The sequence below is a fragment of the Hydrogenophaga sp. SL48 genome, from assembly GCF_021729865.1.
Classification (GTDB): domain Bacteria; phylum Pseudomonadota; class Gammaproteobacteria; order Burkholderiales; family Burkholderiaceae_C; genus Hydrogenophaga.
Genome location: NZ_CP063400.1, coordinates 3,925,526 through 3,950,201, shown reverse-complemented (window position 1 = coordinate 3,950,201; position 24,676 = coordinate 3,925,526). Strand labels below are relative to the sequence as shown.

20 protein-coding genes and 1 pseudogene are annotated in these 24,676 nt (G+C 68.3%); 10 read left to right on the top strand and 11 right to left on the bottom strand.

Annotated features, from left to right (window positions below; all coding sequences use genetic code 11):
- The first annotated feature begins 4 nt into the window (after nt 1-4).
- Nucleotides 5-1,270, top strand: coding sequence for an MgtC/SapB family protein (locus IM738_RS18710; RefSeq protein WP_236962553.1), 1,266 nt, complete (start codon nt 5-7; stop codon nt 1,268-1,270).
- A 139-nt stretch (nt 1,271-1,409) separates the two neighbouring features.
- Here IM738_RS18710 and gorA read toward each other — a convergent pair whose 3' ends face one another.
- The gene (gene gorA / locus IM738_RS18705) at nt 1,410-2,822 is read right to left on the bottom strand and encodes a glutathione-disulfide reductase (protein WP_236962552.1); all 1,413 of its coding nucleotides are present in this window, start codon (nt 2,820-2,822) and stop codon (nt 1,410-1,412) included.
- Nucleotides 2,819-3,724 carry a LysR family transcriptional regulator gene (locus tag IM738_RS18700; protein WP_236962551.1) on the bottom strand — a complete coding sequence of 302 codons (906 nt, stop codon included), beginning with the start codon at nt 3,722-3,724 and terminating at the stop codon, nt 2,819-2,821. The genes gorA and IM738_RS18700 overlap by 4 nt, the downstream gene beginning before the upstream one ends.
- Before the next feature lie 101 nt (nt 3,725-3,825).
- Here IM738_RS18700 and IM738_RS18695 point away from each other — a divergent pair, with 101 nt between their 5' ends.
- Nucleotides 3,826-4,458, top strand: a complete 633-nt coding sequence (locus IM738_RS18695; protein WP_236962550.1) for a glutathione S-transferase family protein — start codon at nt 3,826-3,828, stop codon at nt 4,456-4,458.
- Nucleotides 4,455-5,405 (top strand): pyridoxamine 5'-phosphate oxidase family protein, encoded by a 951-nt coding sequence (locus IM738_RS18690; protein WP_236962549.1) that lies wholly within the window; start codon nt 4,455-4,457, stop codon nt 5,403-5,405. Before IM738_RS18695 ends, IM738_RS18690 begins: the two co-directional genes overlap by 4 nt.
- A gap of 15 nt (nt 5,406-5,420) precedes the next feature.
- Here the strand turns inward: IM738_RS18690 and IM738_RS18685 are convergent, their stop codons facing one another.
- Together IM738_RS18685 and IM738_RS18680 are read right to left on the bottom strand one after the other, a co-directional pair.
- Entirely contained in the window at nt 5,421-5,960 is a 540-nt protein-coding gene (locus tag IM738_RS18685; protein ID WP_236962548.1) for a hemerythrin domain-containing protein, read from the bottom strand.
- Between the two features lie 115 nt (nt 5,961-6,075).
- Complete coding sequence (locus IM738_RS18680; RefSeq protein ID WP_236962547.1) at nt 6,076-6,927, bottom strand: 3-hydroxybutyryl-CoA dehydrogenase; 852 nt, start codon at nt 6,925-6,927, stop codon at nt 6,076-6,078.
- Nucleotides 6,928-7,157: 230 nt separating this feature from the next.
- Between IM738_RS18680 and IM738_RS18675 the strand changes: the two genes are divergently transcribed.
- Nucleotides 7,158-8,789, top strand: coding sequence for a GMC family oxidoreductase (locus IM738_RS18675; protein ID WP_236962546.1), 1,632 nt, complete (start codon nt 7,158-7,160; stop codon nt 8,787-8,789).
- A gap of 90 nt (nt 8,790-8,879) precedes the next feature.
- Complete coding sequence (locus IM738_RS18670; protein ID WP_236962545.1) at nt 8,880-9,179, top strand: antibiotic biosynthesis monooxygenase family protein; 300 nt, start codon at nt 8,880-8,882, stop codon at nt 9,177-9,179.
- Between the two features lie 13 nt (nt 9,180-9,192).
- Here IM738_RS18670 and IM738_RS18665 read toward each other — a convergent pair whose 3' ends face one another.
- Together IM738_RS18665 and rocF are read right to left on the bottom strand one after the other, a co-directional pair.
- Nucleotides 9,193-9,831, bottom strand: coding sequence for a LysE family translocator (locus tag IM738_RS18665; RefSeq protein WP_236962544.1), 639 nt, complete (start codon nt 9,829-9,831; stop codon nt 9,193-9,195).
- Between the two features lie 69 nt (nt 9,832-9,900).
- Nucleotides 9,901-10,830: an arginase gene (gene rocF, locus IM738_RS18660; RefSeq protein WP_236962543.1), complete on the bottom strand. Its 930-nt coding sequence runs from the start codon at nt 10,828-10,830 to the stop codon at nt 9,901-9,903.
- Between the two features lie 95 nt (nt 10,831-10,925).
- Here rocF and IM738_RS18655 point away from each other — a divergent pair, with 95 nt between their 5' ends.
- On the top strand, nt 10,926-11,996 hold the full coding sequence (locus tag IM738_RS18655; protein WP_236962542.1) for a DUF6352 family protein: 1,071 nt from the start codon (nt 10,926-10,928) through the stop codon (nt 11,994-11,996).
- 6 nt (nt 11,997-12,002) lie between these two features.
- Here the strand turns inward: IM738_RS18655 and IM738_RS18650 are convergent, their stop codons facing one another.
- The 4 genes from IM738_RS18650 to IM738_RS18635 all read right to left on the bottom strand — a co-directional run bounded on the left by IM738_RS18650 (nt 12,003) and on the right by IM738_RS18635 (nt 20,742).
- Nucleotides 12,003-16,067, bottom strand: coding sequence for a PAS domain S-box protein (locus tag IM738_RS18650; protein WP_236962541.1), 4,065 nt, complete (start codon nt 16,065-16,067; stop codon nt 12,003-12,005).
- Between the two features lie 135 nt (nt 16,068-16,202).
- Entirely contained in the window at nt 16,203-19,526 is a 3,324-nt protein-coding gene (icmF, locus tag IM738_RS18645; protein ID WP_236962540.1) for a fused isobutyryl-CoA mutase/GTPase IcmF, read from the bottom strand.
- A gap of 30 nt (nt 19,527-19,556) precedes the next feature.
- Entirely contained in the window at nt 19,557-20,456 is a 900-nt protein-coding gene (locus tag IM738_RS18640) for a PPK2 family polyphosphate kinase (protein ID WP_236962539.1), read from the bottom strand.
- 46 nt (nt 20,457-20,502) lie between these two features.
- Entirely contained in the window at nt 20,503-20,742 is a 240-nt protein-coding gene (locus tag IM738_RS18635) for a hypothetical protein (RefSeq protein ID WP_236966465.1), read from the bottom strand.
- Between the two features lie 122 nt (nt 20,743-20,864).
- Here IM738_RS18635 and IM738_RS18630 point away from each other — a divergent pair, with 122 nt between their 5' ends.
- The 4 genes and pseudogenes from IM738_RS18630 (at nt 20,865) to cqsA (ending at nt 23,699) form a co-directional block, all read left to right on the top strand.
- The gene (locus IM738_RS18630) at nt 20,865-21,110 is read left to right on the top strand and encodes a metal-sensing transcriptional repressor (RefSeq protein WP_236962538.1); all 246 of its coding nucleotides are present in this window, start codon (nt 20,865-20,867) and stop codon (nt 21,108-21,110) included.
- Nucleotides 21,079-21,639 (top strand): annotated as a pseudogene (locus IM738_RS18625) (MBL fold metallo-hydrolase); the annotation flags it as partial. The gene IM738_RS18630 and the pseudogene IM738_RS18625, both read left to right, overlap by 32 nt.
- A gap of 204 nt (nt 21,640-21,843) precedes the next feature.
- Nucleotides 21,844-22,254, top strand: a complete 411-nt coding sequence (locus IM738_RS18620) for a rhodanese-like domain-containing protein (protein ID WP_236966359.1) — start codon at nt 21,844-21,846, stop codon at nt 22,252-22,254.
- Between the two features lie 197 nt (nt 22,255-22,451).
- Nucleotides 22,452-23,699, top strand: coding sequence for an alpha-hydroxyketone-type quorum-sensing autoinducer synthase (cqsA, locus tag IM738_RS18615; RefSeq protein WP_236962537.1), 1,248 nt, complete (start codon nt 22,452-22,454; stop codon nt 23,697-23,699).
- On the opposite strand, the gene IM738_RS18610 is transcribed toward cqsA, so the two are convergent.
- Nucleotides 23,687-24,673 (bottom strand): response regulator, encoded by a 987-nt coding sequence (locus IM738_RS18610; RefSeq protein ID WP_236962536.1) that lies wholly within the window; start codon nt 24,671-24,673, stop codon nt 23,687-23,689. The two genes, cqsA and IM738_RS18610, sit on opposite strands and share 13 nt — an antisense overlap.
- Between the last annotated feature and the right edge of the window lie 3 nt (nt 24,674-24,676).

Genomic DNA, 24,676 nt, shown 5'->3' with positions numbered 1-24,676 from the left:
CCCGATGCTGTTGCCTGAACCCCTTGTTGCCTCTGGCCCCGCCGCCGCCGTGCTCGCCGTGGCCCTGGGCTGTGGCCTGCTGGTGGGCATCGAGCGCGAGCGGCGCAAGGGTGAGGGCCCGGGCCGCCGTTTTGCCGGCTTGCGCACCTTCGCGCTGGCCAGCGTGGTGGGCGCGGCCGCGGCGCTGACGCAGCTGTCCGGCCTGGTGGTGACGGGCGCGCTGCTGGTGGCGGCACTGGCCCTGGTGGCCTACTGGCGCGACCGCTCCGGCGACCCCGGCGCCACCACCGAGATCGCCCTGCTGCTGACCTACCTGATCGGGGTGCTCTGTGCGCAGAGCCTGCCGCTGGCCGCGGCGCTGGCGGTGGGGTTGACGGCGTTGCTGGCCGGGCGTGATCGGCTGCACCGGTTTGCCCGGCAGTGGCTCACCGCCGGCGAGGTGCGCGACGGCATCGTGCTGGCGGCGCTGGTGCTGATGGCGCTGCCGCTGGTGCCCGACCGGCCGCTGTGGGACAAGGTGCTCAACCCCCATGTGATCGTGCAGTTGCTGGCTTTGCTGCTCGGGGTGCAGGCGCTCGCGCACCTGAGCCGCCGCCTGCTGCAGGCGCGCCACGCGGTGGCCCTGTCGGCGCTGGCCTCGGGTTTCGTGTCGAGCACGGCCACCATCGCCACGCTGGGGCTGGCGGTGCGCGAGCGGCCGTCGGACGTGCGGCTGCTGGCCGGTGGTGGCCTGCTGTCGTGCGTGTCGACCCAGGTGCAGCTGCTGCTGGTGGCGGCGGCCGTGCAGCCGGCCTGGCTGGCGTGGCTCTGGGCGCCGGCCCTGGCCGCCGGCGCACTGGCCTTGTTGTGGGGCGGGTGGATGGTGCGCGGGGCACCGGTGGACCCGGCCGAGGCGCCGCGGGAACCCGACGAAGACCGCATGTTCAGCCTGTGGGGTGCGGCGGGTGTGGCGGCGCTGCTGAGCGGCATTCAGGTGGCCGTGCACGCCATGGAGCTGTGGCTGGGTTCGATGGGCCTGCTGCTCGGGGCCACGCTGGCGGCGCTGGCCGACCTGCACGCCTCGCTGGCGGCGGTGCTGGCCTCCGGCCCGCCCCAGGCGGGTGGTGCGGCGGTCTGGGCGGTGATGCTGGCGGTGTCGGTGCACGCGGGCAGCAAGAGCGTGACCGCCGGCATCACCGGCGGCTGGCGCTACCTGCTGGCCCTGGCGCCGGGGCTGTGGGCCCACACGGCGCTGTGCGTGGCGGGGGTGTACTGGATGGCTCGCGGATAGGCCAGCGCAGCGGCGGAGTGCGGGGACGGAGCGATCCACCGCAGGGCCGCCCCAAGGTGGATCAGCCCCCGGGCCCGGCAAAGACCGGGCCCCTCCCGGGTCTTGGGGCAACGACCCGCGCAGCGGCGGAGTGTGGGGGCTATACCCTGACGGGTTCGCGCATGGTCACGAACTCTTCGGCAGCGGTCGGGTGGATGCCGATGGTGCTGTCGAACACGGCCTTGGTCGCACCGGCCTTCATGGCCACGGCAAAGCCCTGCACGATCTCGCCGGCTTCCGAGCCCACCATGTGCAGACCCACCACCCGGTCGCTCGCGGTGTCCACCACCAGCTTCATGAGCGTGCGCTCGCTGCTGCCCGAGAGCGTGTGTTTCAGCGCCTTGAACTCGCTGCGGAAGACGGTGATGTGGCCAAACTTCTCGCGCGCCTGCGCTTCGCTGAAACCCACGGTGCCGATGTTGGGGTGCGTGAACACGGCGGTGGGGACGAAGTCGTAGCTCATGGCGCGCGCCGGTTTGCCGGCGGCCGGGCCGAACAGCTGGTCCACCACCACCATCGCCTCGCCCAGTGCCACCGGCGTGAGCTGCACGCGGTTGGTCACATCGCCCACGGCGTAGATGCTGGGCACGTTGGTCTGGTAGGTGTCGCTCACGATCACCTCGCCCTGTGCACCCTGGGCCACGCCCACCGTGTCGAGCCCCAGGCCGGTCACGTTGGGCTTGCGGCCGGTGGCGTAGAGCACGGCGTCGGCCAGCACCACGCCGCCGCCTTCGCACTCCACGCGCAGTCCATCGGCGGTCTGGCGGATGTCCACCACGTCGGCGTTGAGTCGCAGGTCCACGCCCGACTTGCTCATCTCGGCCGCGACGAAGTGGCGCACCTCGTCGTCGAAGCCGCGCAGCACCTGCTCGCCACGGTAGAGCTGGGTCACCTTCGAGCCCAGGCCGTTGAAGATGGAGGCGAATTCGCAGGCGATGTAACCACCGCCCACCACCAGCAGGCGCTGGGGGAAGGGCTCCAGATCGAAGATCTCGTTGGAGGTGATGACGTGTTCACGGCCCACGAAGTGCGGCACGTGCGGCGTGCCGCCAGTGGCGATCAGGATGTGTTTCGCCGTGAAGTTCTGGTGGCCAGGGCTGCCATCGGCGTTGATGGTGGCCAGGCCCACGCTGTGCTCACCCTGGATGCGCGCGAAGCCGTCGAACACGCTCACGCCCGAGCCGCGCAGCAGGTTGCCATAGACGCCGTTGAGACGGCTGATCTCGGTGGCGCGGTTGGCCTTGAGCGTGGCCCAGTTCAGGCGTGGTGCGCTCTCCAGCTCCCAGCCGAATCCGGCCGACTCGTGGAAGGCGTCGGCGTAATGCGCGGCGTAGCTGTACAGCTTTTTCGGGATGCAGCCCACGTTGACGCAGGTGCCGCCGAGGCCGTCCTGCCCCAGCGTCTCGGCCAGCGCCACGCGCGCGCCGCGCTGCGCGGCCATGCGGGCCGCGCGCACGCCGCCACTGCCGCCACCGATCACGAACAGGTCAAAGTCAAAAGTTGGAGAGGTCATGTGTGTGTGTTCCCGGGCTCGAAGCCCTTGAGTTCCAGGCGGATGAAATCGATGAAGGCCCGCGTGCGCGCGGGCAACAGGCGGGCGTGGGGGTAGACCACATGGATCGGTCGGGGCTTGTCCTCAAAGCTTTCCAGCACGGTGTGCAATTCTCCAGTGTTCAGCAGCGGTGCCACCTGGTACCAGAGAAACTGGCCGAAACCCGCGCCCGCGGCGCAGGCCTGCACGGCGGGCGCGATGTGATTGAACTCGAGGTTGCCGCTGACGCTGAGTTTGAGCGTTTTGCTTCCGTCGCGAAAGCCTCCCCAGGTGGGCGTGTGGTCGATGACCCGCACACAGTTGGCCGCGAGCAGGTCGTTCGGATGCGCCGGCCGGCCGTGCTCGCGCAGAAACACCGGGCTGGCCACCACCACGCGCCGCATCTCGCCCAGCGGCAGCGCCACCAGGCTGGAGTCCTGCAGGTGGCCGATGCGGATGCCCACATCGATGCCTTCCTCCAGCAGGTTCACCACCCGGTCCAGCAGCGTCACGCGGCAGCGCATCTGGCGGTACTGCTGCGCAAAGCGCGTCACGATGGGCGCCACGTGCATCTGGCCGAACAGCACCGGCGCGGTGATGGTGAGGTGGCCGGTGGGTTCGGCGGCGTCGTTTTTCAGATCGGCCTCGGCGTCGTTCACTGCGGCCAGCAGCTGGCGGCAGCTCTCCAGGTGGCGGCGGCCCTCTTCGGTGAGCGAGATGCGGCGCGTGGTGCGGTTGAACAGGCGCACGCCCAGATCGGCCTCGTAGGTCGCGAGCAGGCGCACCACCGAGGGCAAGGACGTGCCCATGGCCCAGGCCGCCGCGGTGAGGCTGCCGGCGTCGGCGATCTGCACAAAGGTGTCCATGGCGCGGAACTTGTCCATGCGGCATTAAACCGATTTTCGGAGCAGTGATGTGTAGGAAAGGGTATTTGTGAAACTGGCCGCAGCAAACAAGATGGCGGCCTCATCACCCAGGAACCGTCATGAAACCCACCCTCCCCACCCTCAGGCTCTACCGCAACCCCGTCTCGGGCCACTGCCACCGCGTTGAATTGTTCCTCTCGCTGCTCGGCCTGCCGTTCGAGAGCATCGATGTGGACCTCGCGCAGAAGCAGCACAAGGCCCCCGACTTCCTCGCGATGAACCCGCTGGGTCAGATCCCGGTGCTGTGCGATGGCGAGCTGACGCTGGCCGACTCGAACGCGATCCTGGTCTACCTGGAAGCCCGCCACGCGCCAGGCCAGTGGTTGCCGCGCGACCCGGTGGGTGCGGCGCGCGTGCAGCGCTGGCTCTCGCTGGCCGCCGGCCCGCTGGCCTTCGGGCCGGCGGCCGCCCGTGTGGTGCAGCTCTTCAAGCTGCCGACCGACCCGAAAGACGCGATCGTGCGGGCCGAGGCACTGCTCGGCTTGATGGAGGCGGAGCTCCACCGCACGCCGTTTCTGGTGGGTGAGCGCGCCACGCTGGCCGACCTGGCGCACTACGCCTATGTGGCGCGCGCGCCCGAGGGCCTGGTGTCGCTGCAGCCCTATCCCGCCATTCGCGCCTGGCTGGCGCGCATCGAGGCGTTGCCGGGGTTCGTGCCCATGCTCAAGTCGCCGGTGGGGTTGGCGTCATGACCGGCATTGCTGCCTTCCACGCTGGTGAGCAGGCCCTGCAGGCACGAGCCGGTGTGCAGGCGCAGCTGGCGCAGATCGGTCCGCGCGTGATGCGCGACCACATGCCCGACCAGCACCGCGAATTCTTCGGCCTCTTGCCCTTTGTGGTGGTGGGCAGCGTGGACGCCGAGGGCCAGCCCTGGGCCAGCGTGCTCGCGGGCGCACCGGGCTTCATGCGTTCGCCCGACCCCCGGCACCTGCACGTTCGCGCACAGGCGCTGCCGCACGACCCGCTGCAGCACACGCTGTGGGAAGGCGCGGCGCTCGGCCTGCTCGGCATCCAGCCGCACACGCGGCGGCGCAACCGCCTGAACGGCAGGGCGCACTTGGGGGAAAACGGCTTCGAGGTCGAGGTGGGGCAGAGCTTTGGCAACTGCCCGAAGTACATCCAGGCGCGCGAGCCGGTGTGGACACCCGACGCGCCTGCGGGCCAGGTGGCTCACCAGGGCCCAGGGCTGGACGAGGCCTCGCGCAAACTGATCCGCGCGGCCGACACCTTTTTCATTGCCACCGCGCACCCCGATGCGGCCGTGGCGCGCGAGCCGAGCCACGGGGTGGACGTGTCGCACCGAGGCGGCGCGCCGGGTTTCGTGAAGGTCGAGGGCGAGCGCCTCACCGTGCCCGACTTCGTGGGCAACCAGTTCTTCAACACGCTGGGCAACCTCGCGGTGCATCCGCTGGCGGGCCTGCTGTTCATGGACTTTGATCGCGGCGACCGGCTCTACCTCACCGCGCGTGCCAGCGTGGTGTGGGACGGCGCCGAGCTCGCGGCCTTCGAGGGCGCGCAGCGCTTGCTGCGGTTGGAGGTCACAAACGCCCTGCGCGTGCAGGGCGGCTTGCCGTTGCGCTGGGGCCCTGCCGAGCGCTCACCCCATCTCGCCGGCATGGGACATGGGTCTTCCCGATAGGCGAGGGCGCAGGGGCTACGCCTTGGCGCGCACCTCGTCGCGCTGCAACGCACGGCGCTTGGCCATCTCGCGACCCATGCCCAGGGTGTCGGTGCCGATCAGGCGCTTCTTCGCTTCCGGGTAGGCGATGGACTCCTCCAGAATGATGTGGTCGAGGTACAGCGCTTCGAACACCTCCAGCGCGTGGCGCAGCTCCATGGTGTCGAACCACAGGTTGCCGCCGGTGGCGGCTTCGAGCGAAGGCGCGATCTGGATCCAGTTTTCCTCCAGCCAGCCATGGTCCTGGATCAGGTGTTCGGTGGCCTGCACGACCTCGGGGTTCTGGCTGGCCAGCAGCGCGGGGAAGATGTGTTTCTCTTCGTCCAGGTGATGCTGGCGGGCCTCGCCATTGAAATAGTCGAGTACGCGGCGCGCCTGGGCGCGGTTGGCCTGATTCAGGCCTGAGAACTCGATGGCGTCCACCAGCGCATGCAGCAGCTTGATCTGGCTCTGGATGTCCTGATGGGTGCTGTCAAGGAACTCGAAGACGGCGAGGGAGACAGGGGCGGCACTCATGATGAACTCCGGTGAATCGAAGGGTTCATTCTGAGGATGCGGTGCCGCGGCATTTTGATCTTGCGCAAACAAAAAGCCCGCCGAAGCGGGCTCCCGATGAACCGCGGTGTTGGGGTCAGTACGTGTACACACCCTTGCCCGTCTTGCGGCCGAGCCAGCCAGCGGCCACCATTTCCTTCAGCAGCGGCGCAGGGCGGTACTTGCTGTCGTTGTACTCGGCCATGTAGACGTTCATCACCGCCAGGCACACGTCCAGGCCGATCATGTCGGCCAGCGCCAGCGGGCCGATGGGCTGGTTGCAGCCGAGCTTCATGCCGGCGTCGATGTCTTCCGGCGTGGCCAGACCTTCGGCCAGCACGAAGAAGGCCTCGTTGATCATGGGCACGAGGATGCGGTTGACCACGAAGCCGGGCGCGTTCTTCACCGTGATCGGCGTCTTGCCCAGCGCTTCGGCCATCGCCTTCACGGCATCGTGCGTGGCGTCGCTGGTCTGCAGGCCGCGGATGATCTCCACCAGCGCCATCATGGGCACGGGGTTGAAGAAGTGCATGCCAATGAAGCGGTCGGGGCGCTGCGTGGCGGCGGCCAGCTTGGTGATGCTGATCGAGCTGGTGTTGGTGGCCACGATCACCTCGGGCGCCAGCAGGCCGTCGAGCTGCTGCAGGATCTTGACCTTCAGGCCCTCGTTTTCGGTCGCGGCTTCGATGACGAGCTGCGCGCCCTTGAGGTCGTCGTAGTTCGTGCTGCCGGTGATGAGCGCCAGGGCCTTGTCCTTGTCGGCGGCGGTGATCTTCTCTTTCTTGATCAGGCGGTCCAGGCTGCCGGCGACGGTGGCCAGGCCTTTGTCGACCGCGGCCTGCGCGATGTCGACCATGACCACGCGCAGGCCACTGGTGGCGCAGGCCTGGGCGATGCCGTTGCCCATGGTGCCCGAGCCGATGATGCCGACGGTTTGAATGCTGCTCATGAAAGGTTCACTCCTGTGTGGTTCGTTGCGAAAAATACATTGTCCGGGGTGGCGTCCAGGCGGGCGCAGAGGGCCGTCCCGCAGGCGTCTTTCCTAGGCTGGCGCACCTACCGGCGCGCCCCGGGGCCGTGCTAACTTGCCCGCAGATTGTCGCGCCACACCGTGCCGGGGCACGACAGCGGTGCGCTTTTCACGGGGAATCGATGCCCGTGCCACACAACGGAGACCCCATGTTTGATTTCATCATCGTCGGCGGCGGATCGGCCGGCAGCGTGCTCGCAGGGCGCCTGAGCGAAGACCCGGCCGTGCGCGTGGCCCTGCTCGAAGCCGGCCCGGCGGACCAGAGCGTGCTGATCCACTGCCCGGGCGGCCTGGCCGTGATGGCCAAGTACGAGCTCAACGGCTGGGGCTACAGCACCACGCCGCAACCCGGCCTGAACGGGCGCCGGGGTTACCAGCCGCGTGGCAAGGTGCTCGGCGGCTCCAGCTCGATCAACGCGATGATCTACGCGCGTGGCCATGCGCAGGACTACGACGGCTGGGCGGCCGAAGGCAACCCAGGCTGGTCGTTCGCCGACGTGCTGCCGTACTTCAAACGCGCCGAACACAACGAACGCGGCGCGGACGCGCTGCACGGCCAGGGCGGCCCGCTCAACGTGATGGACCTGCGTTCGCCCAACCCGTTCCTGCCGTCGTTCGTCGAGGCCGGTCAGCAGGCGGGTCACCGGCTCAACACCGACTTCAACGGCCCGGAGCAGGAGGGCGTGGGCGTCTACCAGGTCACGCACAAGAACGGTGAACGCTTCAGTGCCGCCAAGGCCTACCTCACGCCCCACCTGGGCCGACCCAACCTGCAGGTGATCACGGGCGCGCTGACCACTCGGGTGCTCACCGAAACGGTGAATGGGCAGCTGCGCGCGGTGGGCGTCGAATACCGGGCCGATGGCGGTCGAGGCGCGTCGCACGCCTTGAAGCTCACACCCGGTGGCGAGGTGCTGCTGAGCGCGGGGGCCTTCGGTTCACCGCAGCTGCTCATGCTCTCGGGCATCGGTCCTGCAGCGCATGTGCGCGGGCACGGCATTCCGGTGGTGCTCGACCTGCCCGGCGTGGGCGAGAACCTGCACGACCATCCCGATGTGGTGATGGTGGTGAACGCGCCCAAGGTCACCGACCTCTTCGGCATTTCACCGGCTGGCGTGCTGAACATGCTCAAGGGCATCTTTGAATGGCGGCGCCACCGCAGCGGCATGCTGACCAGCAACTTCGCCGAGGCGGGGGGCTTCATCAAGAGCGCGCCGGAAGAGGCCATTCCCGACCTGCAGTTGCACTTCGTGGTCGGCAAGCTGGTGGACCATGGGCGCAAGACGGTGCTGGGCCACGGCTATTCGTGCCATGTGTGCCTGCTGCGCCCGAAGAGCCGGGGCACGCTGCGCCTGGCGAGCGCCGACCCGCAGGTGATGCCGCTGATCGACCCGGCGTTCCTGAAGGACCCGGACGACGTCGCGCGGCTGGTGCGCGGCTTCAAGGTGATGCGGCAGTTGCTGCAGCAGCCGGCGCTGGCGCGCCACGGCGGCCGGGAATCAAAAGCCTCGGCGGGCGCGCAGAGCGATGCGCAGATCGAGAAGTTCGTGCGCAACCACGCCGACACCATCTACCACCCGGTGGGCACCTGCCGCATGGGCGCCGATGCGATGGCGGTGGTCGATGCCCGCCTGCGGGTGCACGGCGTGCAGGGGTTGCGGGTGGTCGATGCCTCGGTGATGCCCAGCGTGGTCGGCGGCAACACCAATGCGCCGGTGATCATGATGGCGGAGAAGGCGGTGGATATGATCAGACAGGACTTCCCCCCGCGCCGCGCCTGACGGCGCGTCACCCCCCCCAGGGGGCAACACCAGCAGCCCGGCAAAGCCGGTTCTGCGGTGTTTCTGAACTGGGCTCCACCTCGCACCACCATGATCCTCGAACACGCCGACATCCGCATCGACCCCGCCAAGACTGCTGAATTTGAAGCCGCCATCACCCGTGGTGCCAGCACCGTCATCGCCCTGGCCAAAGGTTTTCAGGGCTACAAGGTGAACCGCAGCATCGAAAGCCCAGGCCGCTACATCCTGATGATTTACTGGGACACGCTGGAGAACCACACGGTGGGTTTCCGCCAGTCGCCGGCGTTTGCCGACTGGCGCGCCATCGTCGGCCCGTTCTTCGCGCAGCCACCGGTGGTCGAGCACCTGGAGCTGGTCAGCAAGAGCTGACCCCCTCCTAGATTCAGGCAGGTGTCCGGCGCAACCCCGCCAGCACCAGTCCGAAGCCGATGAACACGCTGCCGGCCACGCGGTTGATCCACAGCGCGGCCCTCGGCCGCTGCAGCCAGCGCCGCGCCCGGCTGGCGAGCCACACATAGGTCAGCAGGCACGACACCGAGGCGCAGATGCTGAGCGACACGAGCGTGGCGAACTGCGGCAGCAGCGCCTGGTCGGTGTGCACGAACTGCGGGAACAGCGCGCCAAAAAACAGGATGGCTTTCGGGTTGGTGAGCGAGACCCAGAGGCCCAGGCGCAGCATCTGCGCATCGCTGGCGGGCGGCGCTTCGCCGCTGTCGGTGCTGTCCAGCTCCATCCCGCCGCGCGCCAGCAGCATGCGCGTGCCCAGGACCACCAGGTAGGCCGCGCCCACCCACTTCACCAGCGTGAACAGCCAGGCCGAGGTGTGCAGGATCACGCCCAGGCCGAGGATGGACGCGCCTGCCAGCAGCACCAGGCCCAGCTGGTTGCCCAGCGTGGAAAAGAAACCGGCACGAAAGCCGCGCGTGGCGCCGTTGCGCAGCGCCAGCAGCACCGCCGGGCCGGGCGTGGCCGCCGTGAGCCAGGTGATGAGGCTGTACGCCAGCAGCATGTGCAGGCTCACTCGACCACCCTCCCTGCTGCGCACTGCGGGGCTGAGCGCCTTCGGAACGGCCGCGCGGCGCTCATGGCATCAAGCCCGTGGCGCCGTCTGGCGCATCAGCGTGGACTTGCCGAACAGGCTCTCGATCAGGTCGACAGCCACCTCGGCGGTTCGGTTGCGCACGTCGAGCGCGGGGTTCAGCTCCATCACGTCGAGCGAGGCCAGGCGCCCGGTGTCGGCGATCATTTCCATGCAGAGCTGCGCCTCGCGGTAGGTGGGGCCGCCGGGCACCGTGGTGCCCACGCCGGGGGCGATCTCGGGGTCGAGGAAATCGACGTCGAAACTCACGTGCAGGTGCGTGTTGTGATCCATGCCCATCAGCGCCTGGTCCATGGTGTGGCGCATGCCCATCTCGTCGATGTAGCGCATGTCGAACACCTCCAGCCCCGCTTCGTGCACCAGCCGCTTCTCGCCCGCGTCCACGCTGCGGATGCCGATCTGCCGCACCACGTTCGCGCTGATGGCCGGGGTGGTGCCGCCGATGCCGGTGAGGGCCGACGGCCCCATGCCGCAGAGCAGGGCCACCGGCATGCCGTGGATGTTGCCGCTGGGCGTGAGCGCGGCGGTGTTGAAGTCGGCGTGGGCGTCGAGCCAGAGCACGCGCAGCGTCTTGCCGGTGTCGCGGCAATGGCGCGCGACCGCGCTGATCGACCCCAGCCCCAGGCAGTGGTCGCCGCCCAGCACGATGGGCATGCGCCTCTGGGCCAGCTCGGCGTGCACCGCGTCGTGCAGGGCGGTGTTCCAGGCCACCACCTCGGGCAGGTGGCGGTAGCCCTCGGCGGGTGGCAACCAGGGGTTGGCTGGGCCACCCAGGTTGCCGCGGTCGGCGACCTGCAGGCCATGGCTTTCCAGCACGGCCTGGAGGCCCGCCACGCGCAGGGCTTCGGGCCCCATGGAGGCGCCGCGCGCGCCCGCGCCGATGTCGGTGGGAACGCCAATGAGACTGATGGGGTGTTGCATGCCCTTATTGTGAAGCGAGTCACCCCCGCGGGCCGACAATCGCTTGCCCGATTGACCACCGCAGCGCGCTGCGGTTTCTTTTTTTCTCCCCTGCCGTGAACCCCTTCTGGACCTCCTGCGGCCACGACCGCCTCGAACGCAATGCCCATGGCTGGCTCGTGCCGACCGATGCCTACTGGCGGCTGTGGCTGGAGCGGCCCGAACTCGCCCTGGTCGATGAGTCGTGCAACGGGGAACAAGCCCTGCACGCGGCCCTGGTGGAATCTCCTGGGCGAGCGGTGACGTCCCGTGAACTCGACGCCATCGAAGACGCCGACGTGCGCGCCAATTTCCGCCTGTTTCTTGGCTTGCGCGACGCGGTGCAGGCGGCGGGCTCGCTCGAAGCGGCCTACGCGGGTTTCTTTCGGGACGGCGCGATCCAGATCCCGCCGCTGTTCCTCGACCTGATGGCGCAGGCCATCGTCTGCCGCCTGCTGGATGGCGACGACGATGCCTGGCACTGGCGCGCGGCCGAGTTGCTGTTCCGCCGCCAGCGCGTGAGCGTGCAGGAGGGCCGCGTGCTCTGCGGCGACAGCGAGGTGCTGGACATGATGAGCCAGACCGGCGGGCTCGGTGACATGGGCCGCTTGCTGATGCAGGGCGGGGCGGCGCTGCCGGCGGTGGAGATGGCCGTGCTGGGGCCGGACAACGCGGCGGGCTACATGCAGAGCCGGGCGGGGGCGGGCCGCTTCAATTTTCTGCTGGACCTCACGCACGAGGTGCACAACGAGCTGCCCCACGGCCTGACCCTGACGATGCACCGCGCGGATTCGGGCCTGACGGCGCTGGCCCGGGTGCTGGAGCGGTGGGTGCGGCACTTCCTGGGGGCCTCGGTGCAGATCCAGCCCGAATCGCGCGTGGACGACCCGTCGTGGCGCTGGCACCTGGGCCTGGACGCCGAGTCCAGCCCCCTGCTCAACGACCTGTACCTGGGCCACGAGGTGGCGCCCGAGCGCCTGCAGCGTCTGATCAGCCTGTTCCGCCTGCGTTTCGACGACCCGCAGCAGATGCGCGCCGACCTGCAGGGCAAGCCGGTCTACCTGGGGCTGGCCATGACGGCCGATGGCCTGCTCAGGCTCAAGCCACAGAACCTGTTGCTCAACCTGCCGCTGGCGGCATCAGCCTGAGCGGGCTTACCCGCGCGGCAGCTCGATGTGGAAGGTGGCACCCTGTCCGGGTGCGCTGTCGGCGCGGATGTGCCCTCCCATGCGCTCCACCGCTTTCTGCACGAGTGCCAGGCCGATGCCGGTGCCGGGAATCTGGTCCTGCCGGTGCAGGCGCTGGAACATGCCGAAGATGCGCTCGTGGTGCTTCATGTCGAAGCCGATGCCCTGGTCAGACACGCTCAGCAGCACCCGCTCACCGCGGGCCTGCGCCTCGATGCCGATGCGCGGCGCCTGGCCAGCTGGCGTGAACTTCAGCGCGTTGTCGATCAGGTTGCGCAGCGCGATCGCCAGACCCTTGGCATCGGCCTGCACCCGCAGGTCATCGGGCATCTGGACCGTGAGCACGCCCTGGCGCGTTTCCAGCTCGTCCCGGAAGGGGGCCGTCACCTCCCGCACACAGGCGGCGAGGGCCACCGGTTCGATCTGTTCGGTCATCTGCTGCAGGCGCGAGTAGGCCAGCAGGTCGCTGACCAGCCGCGACATGTGCAGCGTCGCGCGCTGGATGCGCCCCAGGTACTCGCGGCCCTGCTCGTCCAGCTGCGCGGCGTGTTCTTCCAGCAGCAGGGCGCTGAATCCCTCGATGCCGCGCAGCGGCGTGCGCAGGTCGTGCGAGGCCGAGTAGGTGAAGGACTCCAGCTCGCGGTTGACGGTCTGCAAGCGTTGCACGCTCTCGTGCAGCTGCTGCGTTCGCTCCTCCACCTTCTGCTCCAGCTGCTCGGTCATCTCGTGCACCTTTGCCGCCGCCTGGGCACGCAGCCGCAGATTCACCAGCATCTGGGCAAACAGCTCCAGCAGCGTGATCTCTTCGCTGCCGTACTCCCGCGCGTGGTGTACCGAGTCCAGGCCCACGAAGCCGAGGCAGGCGTCGCCGTTCATCAGCGGCAGGGTGAGCAGGCCGCGGATGTCCATGGCCTGCAGCACGTCGCGCAGGGCGCTGGCGGGCAGGGCCTCCCGGTCGGCCACCTGCACCCTGTCGCCGCGCAAATGCATCTGGTGCCATTCAGAGAGGCGCCCGATCGGGATGTTCTGCCACTGCGCTTTTTGCGGGGCGATGCCGGTCGCGCACCACTCATGGGTGTTGCAGGAGGTGCCGGCCTGCGGGTCGTAGGCAAAGAGGTAGGCGCGGTCGGCGCCGACGAAAACGCCCATGTCGCCCAGGGCCGCGTCGATGGCTTCGTCCATCTGCTGCAGCGGCAGGTTGATGAAACGGCTGGCCAGCCGGAACAGCAGCAGCACGAAATCGTTCAGGCGCTCGCGCTCGCGCTGGACCGCCTGCTGCTCGGTGGTGTCGCGCACCAGGAACATGCACTGGCCGGCGCCGGGCAGCCAGGCCAGGCGGGCGTTGAAGTGGTGGGTGCCATCCGGCAGCGCCATGCTGTAGTCCAGTTCCTGCAGGCCGTCGGTGCGCGCCTTCTCCATGGCGGACCTCAGGTCGGACACCAGCGCCGGGGGCATGACCTCGCTGATGGTGTGCCCCAGAAAGTCCTCTGGCCGGCGGTAGAGCCGCTCATCGGAACCGGCCTGGAAGAAGATGAAGCGCTGCTGGGCGTCCACCACGAACAGCATGTCCTTGAGCACGTCGAAGACCTGTTTGAGCATCGCGTCGCGTTCGCGCGCGGTGGCTTCGGCCTCCCGCAGATCGGTCACGTCCAGGCAGGAACCCACGTAGCCGATGAAGCGGTGGTCGGCGTCGTACCGGGGTTTGCCCTGCTCGTGCACCCAGCGGTACTGGCCGTCGTGGCGCCGCAGGCGGTATTCCATGCTGTAGGGCCGGCGTGCCGCGAAGCTTTCATCGAAGATCTTCTCGCAGCGCTGCTGGTCCAGCGGGTGAAGGTCCTCCAGCCAGAAGGTGTCGCACTCGGTGGCCAGGTCACGCCCGGTGAAGTCGAGCCAGGCCTGGTTGAGCCAGTCCGGGTGCTTCTGTGCGTCCACGGTCCAGGCCAGGGCGGCCGAGGCATTGGCCACCGTGTCCAGGTGCTTCAGGGTCTGCCGCTGCGCTTCCTCCAGGGCCTTGCGATCGGTGATGTCGAAGGTGGTGCCGGCCATGTAGGTCACACGGCCGCTGGCATCGCGCAAGCCGTTGCACCGGGTGTCGAACCAGTGGTACTGGCCGTGTGCATCGCGGGCGCGGTACTCGATGCGGAAGTCGGCCCCGCCCGCATAGAAGCGGTCCAGGGCTTCGCGCATCCGCGGCCGGTCTTCCGGGTGCAGCAGGTGCTTGAGGGTCTGCGCCATGCGGTCGGTCGACGGGGACGGGTGGCCCAGGGAAACGAAAAACTCGTCACTGGGCTGGGCCAAACCCTGCCCGAAATCCCACTCCCACACCTGGCCATGTGAGGCCGCCAGCCGGAAGCGTTGCTCGCTCCGCGCCAGTGCCCGCTGGTCGAGCTCCAGCTGGGTCACGTCGCGGAACATCAGCAACAGGCGGTGTTCTCCGTTCTGCTGCACCCGTTCTGCGCTGTAGCGCACGTGGATGACCTGTCCATCCGGACGGCTGCTGCTGCCCGCGACATCGCACACCTTCTCGCCACGCTCCAGTGCCTCCAGCAGCTGCTGACGGGCGGCGACCGATCGCCAGAGACCCAGGCCGGTGGAGGGCTGGCCGACCAACTGATCGCGGGCGCGGCCGAACAGGGCACAGAACGCATCGTTGACCAGCAGCAGGCGGGCGCTGTCCCATTCGCTGAGCGACATGGCCTCCGGAGCCGCCTGAAAGACGGTTTCAAAGAGCTGCTGCGCGGAGTACCGCAGGGCCTCGGCCTCATGGCGTTCGGTGATGTCGCGCGTGATGACCAGGACGGTGGGTGCCTCACCGGTGGGCACGGCTTCCAGACGGGCCTGCGCCTCCCAGTGCCGCACACCGCCGGGCCCGGGGTGGCTGAAGTACAGGGTCTCCGCCTGTCCGGTGCCGAGCACCCGTTGCAGGCAGGTGGTCCACATCGCCTCGGCGCCGGGGGATGCCCCAAAGGCCTCGACCGAGCGGCCGGTCAGTTCTTCCGGTTTGCGGCCGGTGGCCGACTCGATGGCCGGGTTGGCGTACAGCACCCGGCAGGCGCTGTCGTACCGGACCACCACGTCGGGCATGTGGTCGGTGAGGGTCTGGAAGTGGCGTTCACTGCGCGCGAGGGCGCGCATCGAACGGTCCAGGCGCCAGGCGCCATAGGCCATGGCGGCGGCCACCAGCAGGGTCAGCCCCCAGGCCAGCGGCAGGATGGCCCGCCACTCGGCCAGCACGCTGTCGACCGACAGCGCGAACACCACCACCATGCGGTCGGCTGCGCCACCCAGGCGCTGGTAGCCGACGATGCGCTCGACGCCGTCGAGCCGGGCCTCCGCCCGGAACACCCCGGCGGCCTGCGCCGTCACCGCGGTGGCGACATGTCCGTGAAAGCTGCGCCCCTGCTCCTCGGGCACCAGCGGATGGCGCACCAGCAGCGTGGTCGCCCCGTCGGGCTCCAGCCGGAAAAGGCTCATGCTGCCACCGGCGGGCAGGCCCTCGGACTCGAAACGCGCCAGGACGGCGTCGCGGGGCAACAACAGCTCGTAGGTCTGGGGAGCGTCCGCGCCCGGCTGTTGCCAGAGGAGCGGCAGCACCCAGCGGTCGCCCAGCGGGCGGGCCAGTTCCGGCACCCAGGTCCGTTCCGGCAGCGGTGGGCCCGGACGCGATCCCGGGTCCAGCAGGTTCAGTTCGAACGGCAGGCTCAGCGTCTCGACCAGCGGCTGGTGGTCACCCAGCAGGTGGGTGGCCTGCAGTGGTGGCGAATGGCTGGAGACCTCGATGCTGGCGCGACCCAGTCGCAGCGACTGGTCAAGTTCGGCCGCGAGGCGCTTGACCTCGCGTTGGGCCCGGGCCTTGGCCTGGTCCAGGGTGGCATCGCGCTGGGCGGCCAGCAGGACCGCAGAAAGCGCCAGCAGCAGCCCGATCGACACCAGCGCCAGTGCCACGAGCCCCCAGGGCCTGGTGCCGGACCGGGGCCGCATGGCCGCGGATGCCGGGGGATGGGGCTCGGACGGCGTGGTGTGTGAGGCCATGGGTCGGGGGTGGGCTTCGGTGCGTGACCCCATGTGGGGCCGCGACCAAGTCTAGCAATCCGCCACCGGTTTCAGTGGGAAATCTGGCCTGCAAAAGCAGGCCAGATGCCCGCGACCGCCGCACCCCCGAAGGGTTCACATGTTGCGCCGGTACTGGCCGCCCACCTCGAACAGGGCCGAGGTGATCTGGCCCAGCGAGCAGCAGCGCACCGCGTCCATCAGCACCTCGAACACGTTCTTGTTCTCGATGACGGCCAGCTTCAGTCGCGCGAGCTGGGCGGGCGCCTCGTTCGCGTGGCGGGTGTGGAAATCGGCCAGGCGTTGCAGCTGGCTCTGCTTTTCTTCTTCGGTCGAACGCGCCAGCTCGATGGTCTCGGGCGTCTGGTCGCCGTGCGGGTTGCGGAAGGTGTTGACGCCGATGATGGGGTACTCGCCAGTGTGTTTGAGCATCTCGTAGTGCATGCTCTCTTCCTGGATCTTGCTGCGCTGGTAGCCGGTCTCCATCGCGCCCAGCACACCGCCGCGCTCGGCGATCTTCTCGAATTCGCTCAGCACCATTTCTTCCACCAGCTCGGTCAGCTCGTCGATGATGAAGGCGCCCTGGTTGGGGTTCTCGTTCTTGGCCAGGCCCCACTCGCGGTTGATGATGAGCTGGATCGCCATGGCGCGGCGCACCGACTCTTCGGTGGGCGTGGTGATGGCCTCGTCGAAGGCGTTGGTGTGCAGCGAGTTGCAGTTGTCGTAGATCGCGATCAGCGCCTGCAGCGTGGTGCGGATGTCGTTGAACTGGATTTCCTGCGCGTGCAGTGAACGGCCCGATGTCTGGATGTGGTACTTCAGCTTCTGGCTGCGTTCGTTGGCGCCGTACTTCTCCTTCATGGCCACGGCCCAGATGCGGCGCGCCACGCGGCCCAGCACGGTGTACTCCGGGTCCATGCCGTTGCTGAAGAAGAAGCTGAGGTTGGGCGCGAAGTCGTCGATGTGCATGCCGCGCGCGAGGTAGGCCTCCACGAAGGTGAAGCCGTTCGAGAGCGTGAAAGCCAGCTGGCTGATCGGGTTCGCGCCGGCTTCGGCGATGTGATAACCGCTGATCGACACCGAGTAGAAGTTGCGCACGTCGTGGTGCACGAAGTACTCGGCGATGTCGCCCATGACCTTCAATGAAAACTCTGTCGAGAAGATGCAGGTGTTCTGGCCCTGGTCTTCTTTCAGGATGTCGGCCTGCACCGTGCCACGCACATTGGCCAGCACCCATTCGCGGATCTTCTGCGCTTCGGTGTCGGTCGGCTCGCGGCCGTTGTCGGCCTTGAACTTGTCGATGTTCTGGTCGATGGCGGTGTTCATGAACATCGCCAGAATGCTCGGCGCCGGGCCGTTGATCGTCATCGACACCGAGGTGGTTGGGTGGCACAGGTCGAAGCCGCCGTACAGCACCTTCATGTCGTCCAGCGTCGCCACGTTCACGCCGCTGTTGCCGACCTTGCCGTAGATGTCGGGCCGCAGGTCGGGGTCGTTGCCGTAGAGCGTGACCGAATCGAACGCGGTGGACAGGCGCTTGGCCGGCAGGCCTTCGCTCACCAGCTTGAAGCGGCGGTTGGTGCGGAAGGGGTCGCCTTCGCCCGCGAACATGCGGGTCGGGTCTTCGCCCTCGCGCTTGAAGGCGAAGGTGCCGGATGTGTAGGGAAAGCTGCCGGGCACGTTGTCCAGCATCAGCCACTTGAGGATCTCGCCGTGGTCCTCGTACTGTGGCAGCGCGACCTTGCGGATGGTGGTGCCGCTGAGCGACTTGGTGGTGAGCGCGGTGCGGATCTCCTTGTCGCGGATCTTCACCACGTACTCGTCGCCCGCGTAGGCCTTCTGCATGTCGGGCCACTGCACGAGCAGCTTGCGCGCGGCCGGGTCCTGCGCCAGCTCGCGGGCTTCGGCCAGGTCGATCGCGGCCTCGGACGCCTTGGGACGGTTGGGTTTGTCCACCGCCAGCATGTCGGCGGCGGCGCGCAGTTGCTGGATCTCTCGGGCCAGCTTCGCCTGCTCGCGCGCTTTCTTCTTGTAGCCACGCACGGTGTCCGAAATCTCGGCCAGGTAGCGGGTACGGGCCGGCGGCACGATGGGGGTCTGGTTGGTGCTGTGGCGCACGTTCACCCGCGGCAGGTGGCCGTCGGCGAGCTTCAAGCCGAGTTCGATCAGCCGCGCCTTGATGGCCTGGTACAGCGCGGTCACACCGTCGTCGTTGAAGCGCGCGGCCATGGTGCCGAAGACCGGCATCTGGTCGGGCATGACGGTGAAGGCCTCGCGGTTGCGCTGCACCTGCTTGGCCACGTCGCGCAGCGCGTCGGCGGCGCCCTTGCGGTCGAACTTGTTGATCGCGACGAACTCGGCGAAGTCGAGCATGTCGATCTTCTCCAGCTGGCTGGCGGCGCCGAACTCGGGCGTCATCACGTACATCGGGATGTCCACGTGCGGCACGATGGCCGCGTCGCCCTGGCCGATGCCCGAGGTCTCGACCACGATCAGATCGAAGCCCGCCACCTTGCAGGCCGCCACCACGTCGGGCAGGGCGGCGCTGATCTCGCTGCTGGTGTCTCGCGTGGCGAGCGAACGCATGTAGACACGCTGCCCGGAATCTCCTGCGGCCGTCTGACCAGCCGGCCGGAGCCACGGCGTGATCGCGTTCATGCGGATGCGGTCGCCGAGCAGGGCGCCGCCGCTCTTGCGGCGCGAGGGGTCGATGGAGATCACGGCCACGCGCAGCGCGTCGTCCTGGTCGAGCCGGATGCGGCGGATCAGTTCGTCGGTGAGGCTGGACTTGCCGGCGCCGCCGGTGCCGGTGATGCCGATCACGGGCGTTGTGATGCCCGCGGCCGCCTGGCGCACCGCGTCGAGCACCGACCCTTCGGCCTTGCCGTTCTCGATGGCCGTGATCAGCTGCGCCAGCGCGCGCCAGTTCAGCTCGTTGTGGCCCTGGATCGCCTCCAGCGCCTTCGGTGCGTAGCCGCTGATGTCGCGGTCGCAGCGCATCACCATCTCGCCGATCATCCCCTGCAGGCCCATCTTCTGCCCGTCCTCCGGGCTGTAGATGCGGCCCACGCCGTAGCTGTGCAACTCACGGATCTCGGCCGGCACGATCACGCCGCCGCCGCCGCCGAACACCTGGATGTGCTCACCGCCGCGCGCGCGCAACAGGTCCACCATGTACTTGAAGTACTCGACGTGGCCGCCCTGGTAGGAGCTGATGGCGATGCCCTGCACGTCTTCCTGCAGCGCGGCCGTCACCACGTCGTCCACCGAGCGGTTGTGGCCCAGGTGGATCACCTCGGCGCCCATGCCCTGGAGGATGCGCCGCATGATGTTGATGGCGGCGTCGTGGCCGTCGAACAGGCTCGCGGCGGTGACGAAGCGCACCTTGTTCGTGGGGCGGTAGTTGGCCAGGGCCTTGAAGTCGGCGGACAGGTCGGTCATCTCTTTGTCTCTCTCGGGTGGGGGCGGTTGTTATTCGATGCGCAGGCCCTTGAGGGCCGGGTTCGCGGGCGGGTAACGCAGGTCCAGCGCCTGCAGGCTGTCGCGCACGATCGTGGCGATCATCAGGTTGCGGTGGGTCTTGGAGTCGGCGGGCACCACGGTCCAGGGCGCCCAGGGCGTCGATGTCGCGTGCAGCAGGTTTTGATAGGCCTCTTGGTAGGCCGGCCACTGCTTGCGCACCTCCAGGTCACCGAGGCTGAATTTCCAGTGTTTGGCGGGGTCGTCCACGCGCTCCTGCAAGCGCTGTTTTTGTTCTTCGCTGCCGATGTGCAGCATGCACTTGATGATCACCGTGCCACTCTGGGCCAGCAGGCGCTCGAAATCGTTGATCTGCCGATATCGCTGCTGCGTCTGCTCGGGCGTGATCCAGCCGTTGACCACCGGCACCAGCACGTCTTCGTAGTGGCTGCGGTTGAAGACCATGATCTCGCCCGCGCCGGGCATTTTCTGGTGGATGCGCCAGAGGTAATCGTGGTCGCGCTCGGCCTCGGTCGGGGCCTTCCATCCCACCGTGTGCACGCCCAGCGGGCTGGTGCGCGCGAACACGCCGCGCACCGTGCCGTCCTTGCCCGAGGTGTCGGTGCCCTGCAGCACCAGCAGCATCTTGAAGCGGCGGTCGGCGTAGAAGCGGTCCTGCAAACCGTCGAGTTCCAGGGCCAGCGCCTCGGTGGCCGCGAGGTCGGCGGCCTTCTTGCCCTGGCTGAACGGTTTGGCGCCGGTGTCGAAGCTTTTGAGCGCCTGGTTCTTTCGGGCCTTGTCGCTGCGCTCCCCGTCGGCGGGTGCGATCAGCCAGTCCTGCCAGAGACTGCCTTTGCCGCCTTGGATGGCGGCAACAGGGAAGGGCAGCGGGACGTCGGTGGGGCAGGGCATGGCGGCTCCGGATAGGGTGGGCGTGGCCATCTGGCCGAGTTGACGTTTACGTAAACGTCATATTAACCGGTTTGACAGAAAAAAGGGCATCCAAGCGCCCTCTCAAGAAGCCTGACGGCCTCAGTGTGTCGCCGCGCCGCTCACTTGTACAGCGCTCGGGCAGCCACATGCCGATGGCCGGAAACAAGGGCAGCAGCACGATGGTCATGAACGGCAGCATGCCAGCGACGCTCTGGTGCCGCGCCACGTGCCTGGGCGCCACGCCTTTCAGGTCGAACGCGCTCATGGCCACCGGCGGGCTCAGCACCCCAGCAGGCCGAAGAACAGCGGGGCGGGTGTTCTTGAAATACCTGCCGGGGTATAGTGTGATGCCGTCCCGGACTTGCCACCACGCACACAGGAGTGCCCATGACCACCGTCCACGACCCCGCACGCCAACGCGCTCTCGTGCTGCGCCTCAAACGGGTGGAGGGCCAGCTGCGCGGCATCCAGAAGCTCATTGAGGGCAACGCGGACTGCGAGATCGTGGCGCAGCAGATGGCGGCCGCGCGCAAGGCCCTCGACAAGACGTTTTTCGCCATGGTCGGTTGTGTGATCGCACAGGGTGACGTGCCGCCGGACGATGTGGCCGATATGCTGTCGCGTTTTGCCTGAGACACCATTTTTGGGAAGCCGACCCGCCATGAAGCCGATCCAGTTGTTCGACCCCGCGTCCAGCACCTTCACCTATGTGCTGTTTGACCAGTCCACCCGCGACGCGCTGATCATCGATCCGGTGGACGAGCAGATCGAGCGCGACCTGGCGACGCTGCGCGAGTACGGCCTGAAGCTGGTCTGGACGGTGGAGACCCATGCCCACGCCGACCACATCACGAGCGCTGGCAAGCTCGCCGAGCTGACCGGCGCCAGGACCGCCGCACCGGTCGGTTGCGGCATCGGCACGGCGGGGGTGCAGCTGCAGCACGCCGACACCCTGTCGTTCGGTGGCGAGACGCTGAGCGCCCTGCACACGCCGGGACACACCGCCGGCAGCATGAGCTTCGTGTGGCGCGAGCACGTGTTCACCGGCGACACGCTGCTCATCAACGGCTGCGGCCGCACCGACTTCCAGTCCGGCAGCGCCGCCGACCTCTACCGCAGCCTCACGCAGGTGCTGTTTGCGCTGCCCGACACGACCACCGTCTGGCCGGGCCACGACTACCAGGGGCGCAGCCACTCGACCATCGGGCAGGAGAAGGCCGGCAACGCCAGGGTGGCGGGCAAGAGCGAGGCCGAGTTCGTGGCCCTCATGGACGCCCTGAACCTGCCCAAGCCCAGGCGCATCGACGAGGCCGTGCCGGCCAACCTCACCTCCGGCATCCGCCACGACATGGACGGTGCGCTGCTCATGCAGCCGCGACCCACCCAGAGCGGCTACGCCGGCGATGTGTCGCCGCAGCTGGCCTGGCAGTGGGCGCAGGCGGGCCGGGCCGTGCTGGTGGACGTGCGCACCGATGCCGAGCGCGAATGGGTGGGCTTCGTGCCGGGCGCCGTGCCGGTGGCCTGGAAGCAGTGGCCGGGCATGGCCATGAACCCGCAGTTCGACGACGCCGTGCGGCAGGCCGCGGCCGGCGGGAAGCCACTGGTGCTGTTGTGCCGCAGCGGCGTGCGCTCCATCGCCGCCGCCAAGCGGGCCACCGAGCTGGGCCTGGAGGCCTACAACATCCTGGAAGGTTTCGAGGGCGATCCGGACGCCCAGGCCCAGCGGGGGCGAAAGGGCGGCTGGCGCCACCACGGTTTGCCCTGGCGCCAGAATTGAGCCGGTGCGCGGCCCCGGATGGCGGGTCGAACCCGGCGGTTTCTGGCCTTGGCGGGACGGCAACGGCGCCGCTTATCGGATGAACAGCCCCAAACTTGAGAAGAAAGCGTAACAACCCCTGTCAACCTTGACAGGTGGTGCGGGGGTTTCATTTTGTTTCTTTTTTCAATGGGTTCTTCTTTACTCAGGAGAATCCCATGGAACTGCTCGAAACCACCGCCCGTTCAACACCCCGTCAGGCACCCCGTTTGAGTGCGGCACTGGAGGCCCGCGTGGAGCGGGACTTTGCGCCGCGCTGGAACGGTCTCTGGAACGGGCGTTTCGCCGTTCAAGGCGCCCGGCCCGGGCCCAATTCGGTGCGACTGGACGGCAACGACTACCTGGCCGTTTCAGGCCATCCGGACATTGTTCGCGCGCAGGTCGAGGCCCTGACCCGCAACGGCAATTTCGCGGTGCAATCGGGCGTGTTCATGCACGATGAGCACCCGACCCGCAATCTGGAGCTGAAGCTGGCCGACTGGGTGGGCATGGACGACGGGTTCGTCTGTCAATCGGGTTACGCGGCCAATGTCGGTCTGATCCAGTCGGTCGCGAACCAGGACACGCCGGTGTACCTGGACGGACAGGCCCACGCCTCGCTGTGGGAAGGGGCACACGCGGCCCGCGCCCCGGCGCACGTGTTCCGCCACAACGACCCGCAGCACCTCGACAAGCTCATGTCCCGCGCGGGGCCGGGCCTGGTGGCGGTCGATTCGGTCTACAGCACCACGGGCGCCGTGTGTCCCCTGGAGGAGATCCTGGAGGTGGTCGAGCGCCACGGCTCCATGATCCTGGTCGACGAGTCGCACTCGCTGGGCACACACGGTCCGCGCGGCGCGGGCCTGTGCGCGCAGCTGGGCGTGACCGATCGCGTGCACTTCATCTCGGCCAGCCTCGCCAAGGCACTGGCCGGCCGAGCGGGCTTCTTCAGCGCCCCCGCGAAGCTGCGGTACCACATCCTCACATCGAGCTTTCCCAACATCTTCAGTTCGTGCGTGCTGCCGCACGAGGCGGTCGGTCTCGGCGCGACCGTGGACGTGCTGCAGCAGGCCGATGCCGCGCGGGCCACGCTGCAGCGGCACACCCGCCGCATGCGCCAGTCGCTCACCGACATGGGCTACCCCATCCATCAGGGGACCGAACAGATCATTGCGCTGGAGGCCGGGCTCGAACCGGCCACCATCCGCCTGCGCGACGAGCTGGATGCCCGGGGGGTGCACACCGCGTTCTTTGGTGCGCCCGCGACCAGCCGCAACCGGTCGCTCGCCAGGATGACCTTGCACGCCGCGCTGACCGAGGCCGAGTTGAGCCACGTCGAGGCGGCCGCGCAGGAGGTGGCGGCGCTGGTGAAGCCCTGGGACTGGCCCGTGGCGCGCCGGAACCGGGGCGCGACTCAACTGTCGTGAATCGCGCGGGAGCCCTGCACGTCCAGGAAGTTGTGGTACGGGTACACCGGGTGCGGTGTGTCGGCCTCGTCCAGGCTGAACACCGCGCCGCTCAGCAGGCTTTCGTTGCCGATGGCAAAGGCGGGGGCGGTGCGGATCGGACCGCGCAGGCCCAGCTGCTGGTGCAGCTCGACCGCGGGCAGGAGGGTGCCGCTCTGGATGGCGCGCACGGTGTCGGACCCCAGCCCCGCCGAGCGGGCCAGCTCGGCGACGTCGTTGAGACCGGCGGCGGGTTCGAGCTGCAGCCAGTGGCAGCGACCCGCCGCGTCCAGCCCGAGCATGCCAAACGGCTCGCCCAGCACCACGTACTCGATCCAGTGCTTCAGCGCGTAGGCCTGCAGCGCCTCGGCCAGTGAAGGCACCTGCAGCAGCGACTGTTGCGCCGGTTGCAACGCGGTGCGCCACAGGGTGTTGAGCCGGGGGTGGGCCGCGTGGGCGAGCCGGACCAGGGTGGTCAGCAGGCGCCCGGTGATGTCGGCCGTCTGTTTGGGGATGAACTGGTCGATCAAACCCTGGTTGAAGGCCTGGATGGCGATCTGCTCGTCGGCCTGCCCGGTCAGCAGGATGCGCGAGCCCGGCCAGTCCAGCAGCGTCTTGAGCACCTTGAGGCCGTCGGTGCCGGGCATGGCGTAGTCGACCACGCAGGTGTGGGCCAGCTGGTAGCGCGCCGGGTGGCTGCCCCAGTAACCCATCACCTGCGGCAGCAGCGGATGCCCCTGGCGCCAGCGTTCGATCATCTGCAGATGCAGCGCCGCATCGGCTTCCCACTTGGCGGGTTCATCGCGCATGCGTGCGAGAAATGCAGCAGGGCGGGAGTACAGCTCCACCTGCATGTGGGTCGGCACGACCATGCCGAGCATCTCCAGGTAGTCGATGTCGTCATCGAGGAAGAGGATGCAGCCCGAGCGGTGGTACAGCGGTAGTTTGAGGGCCATGGA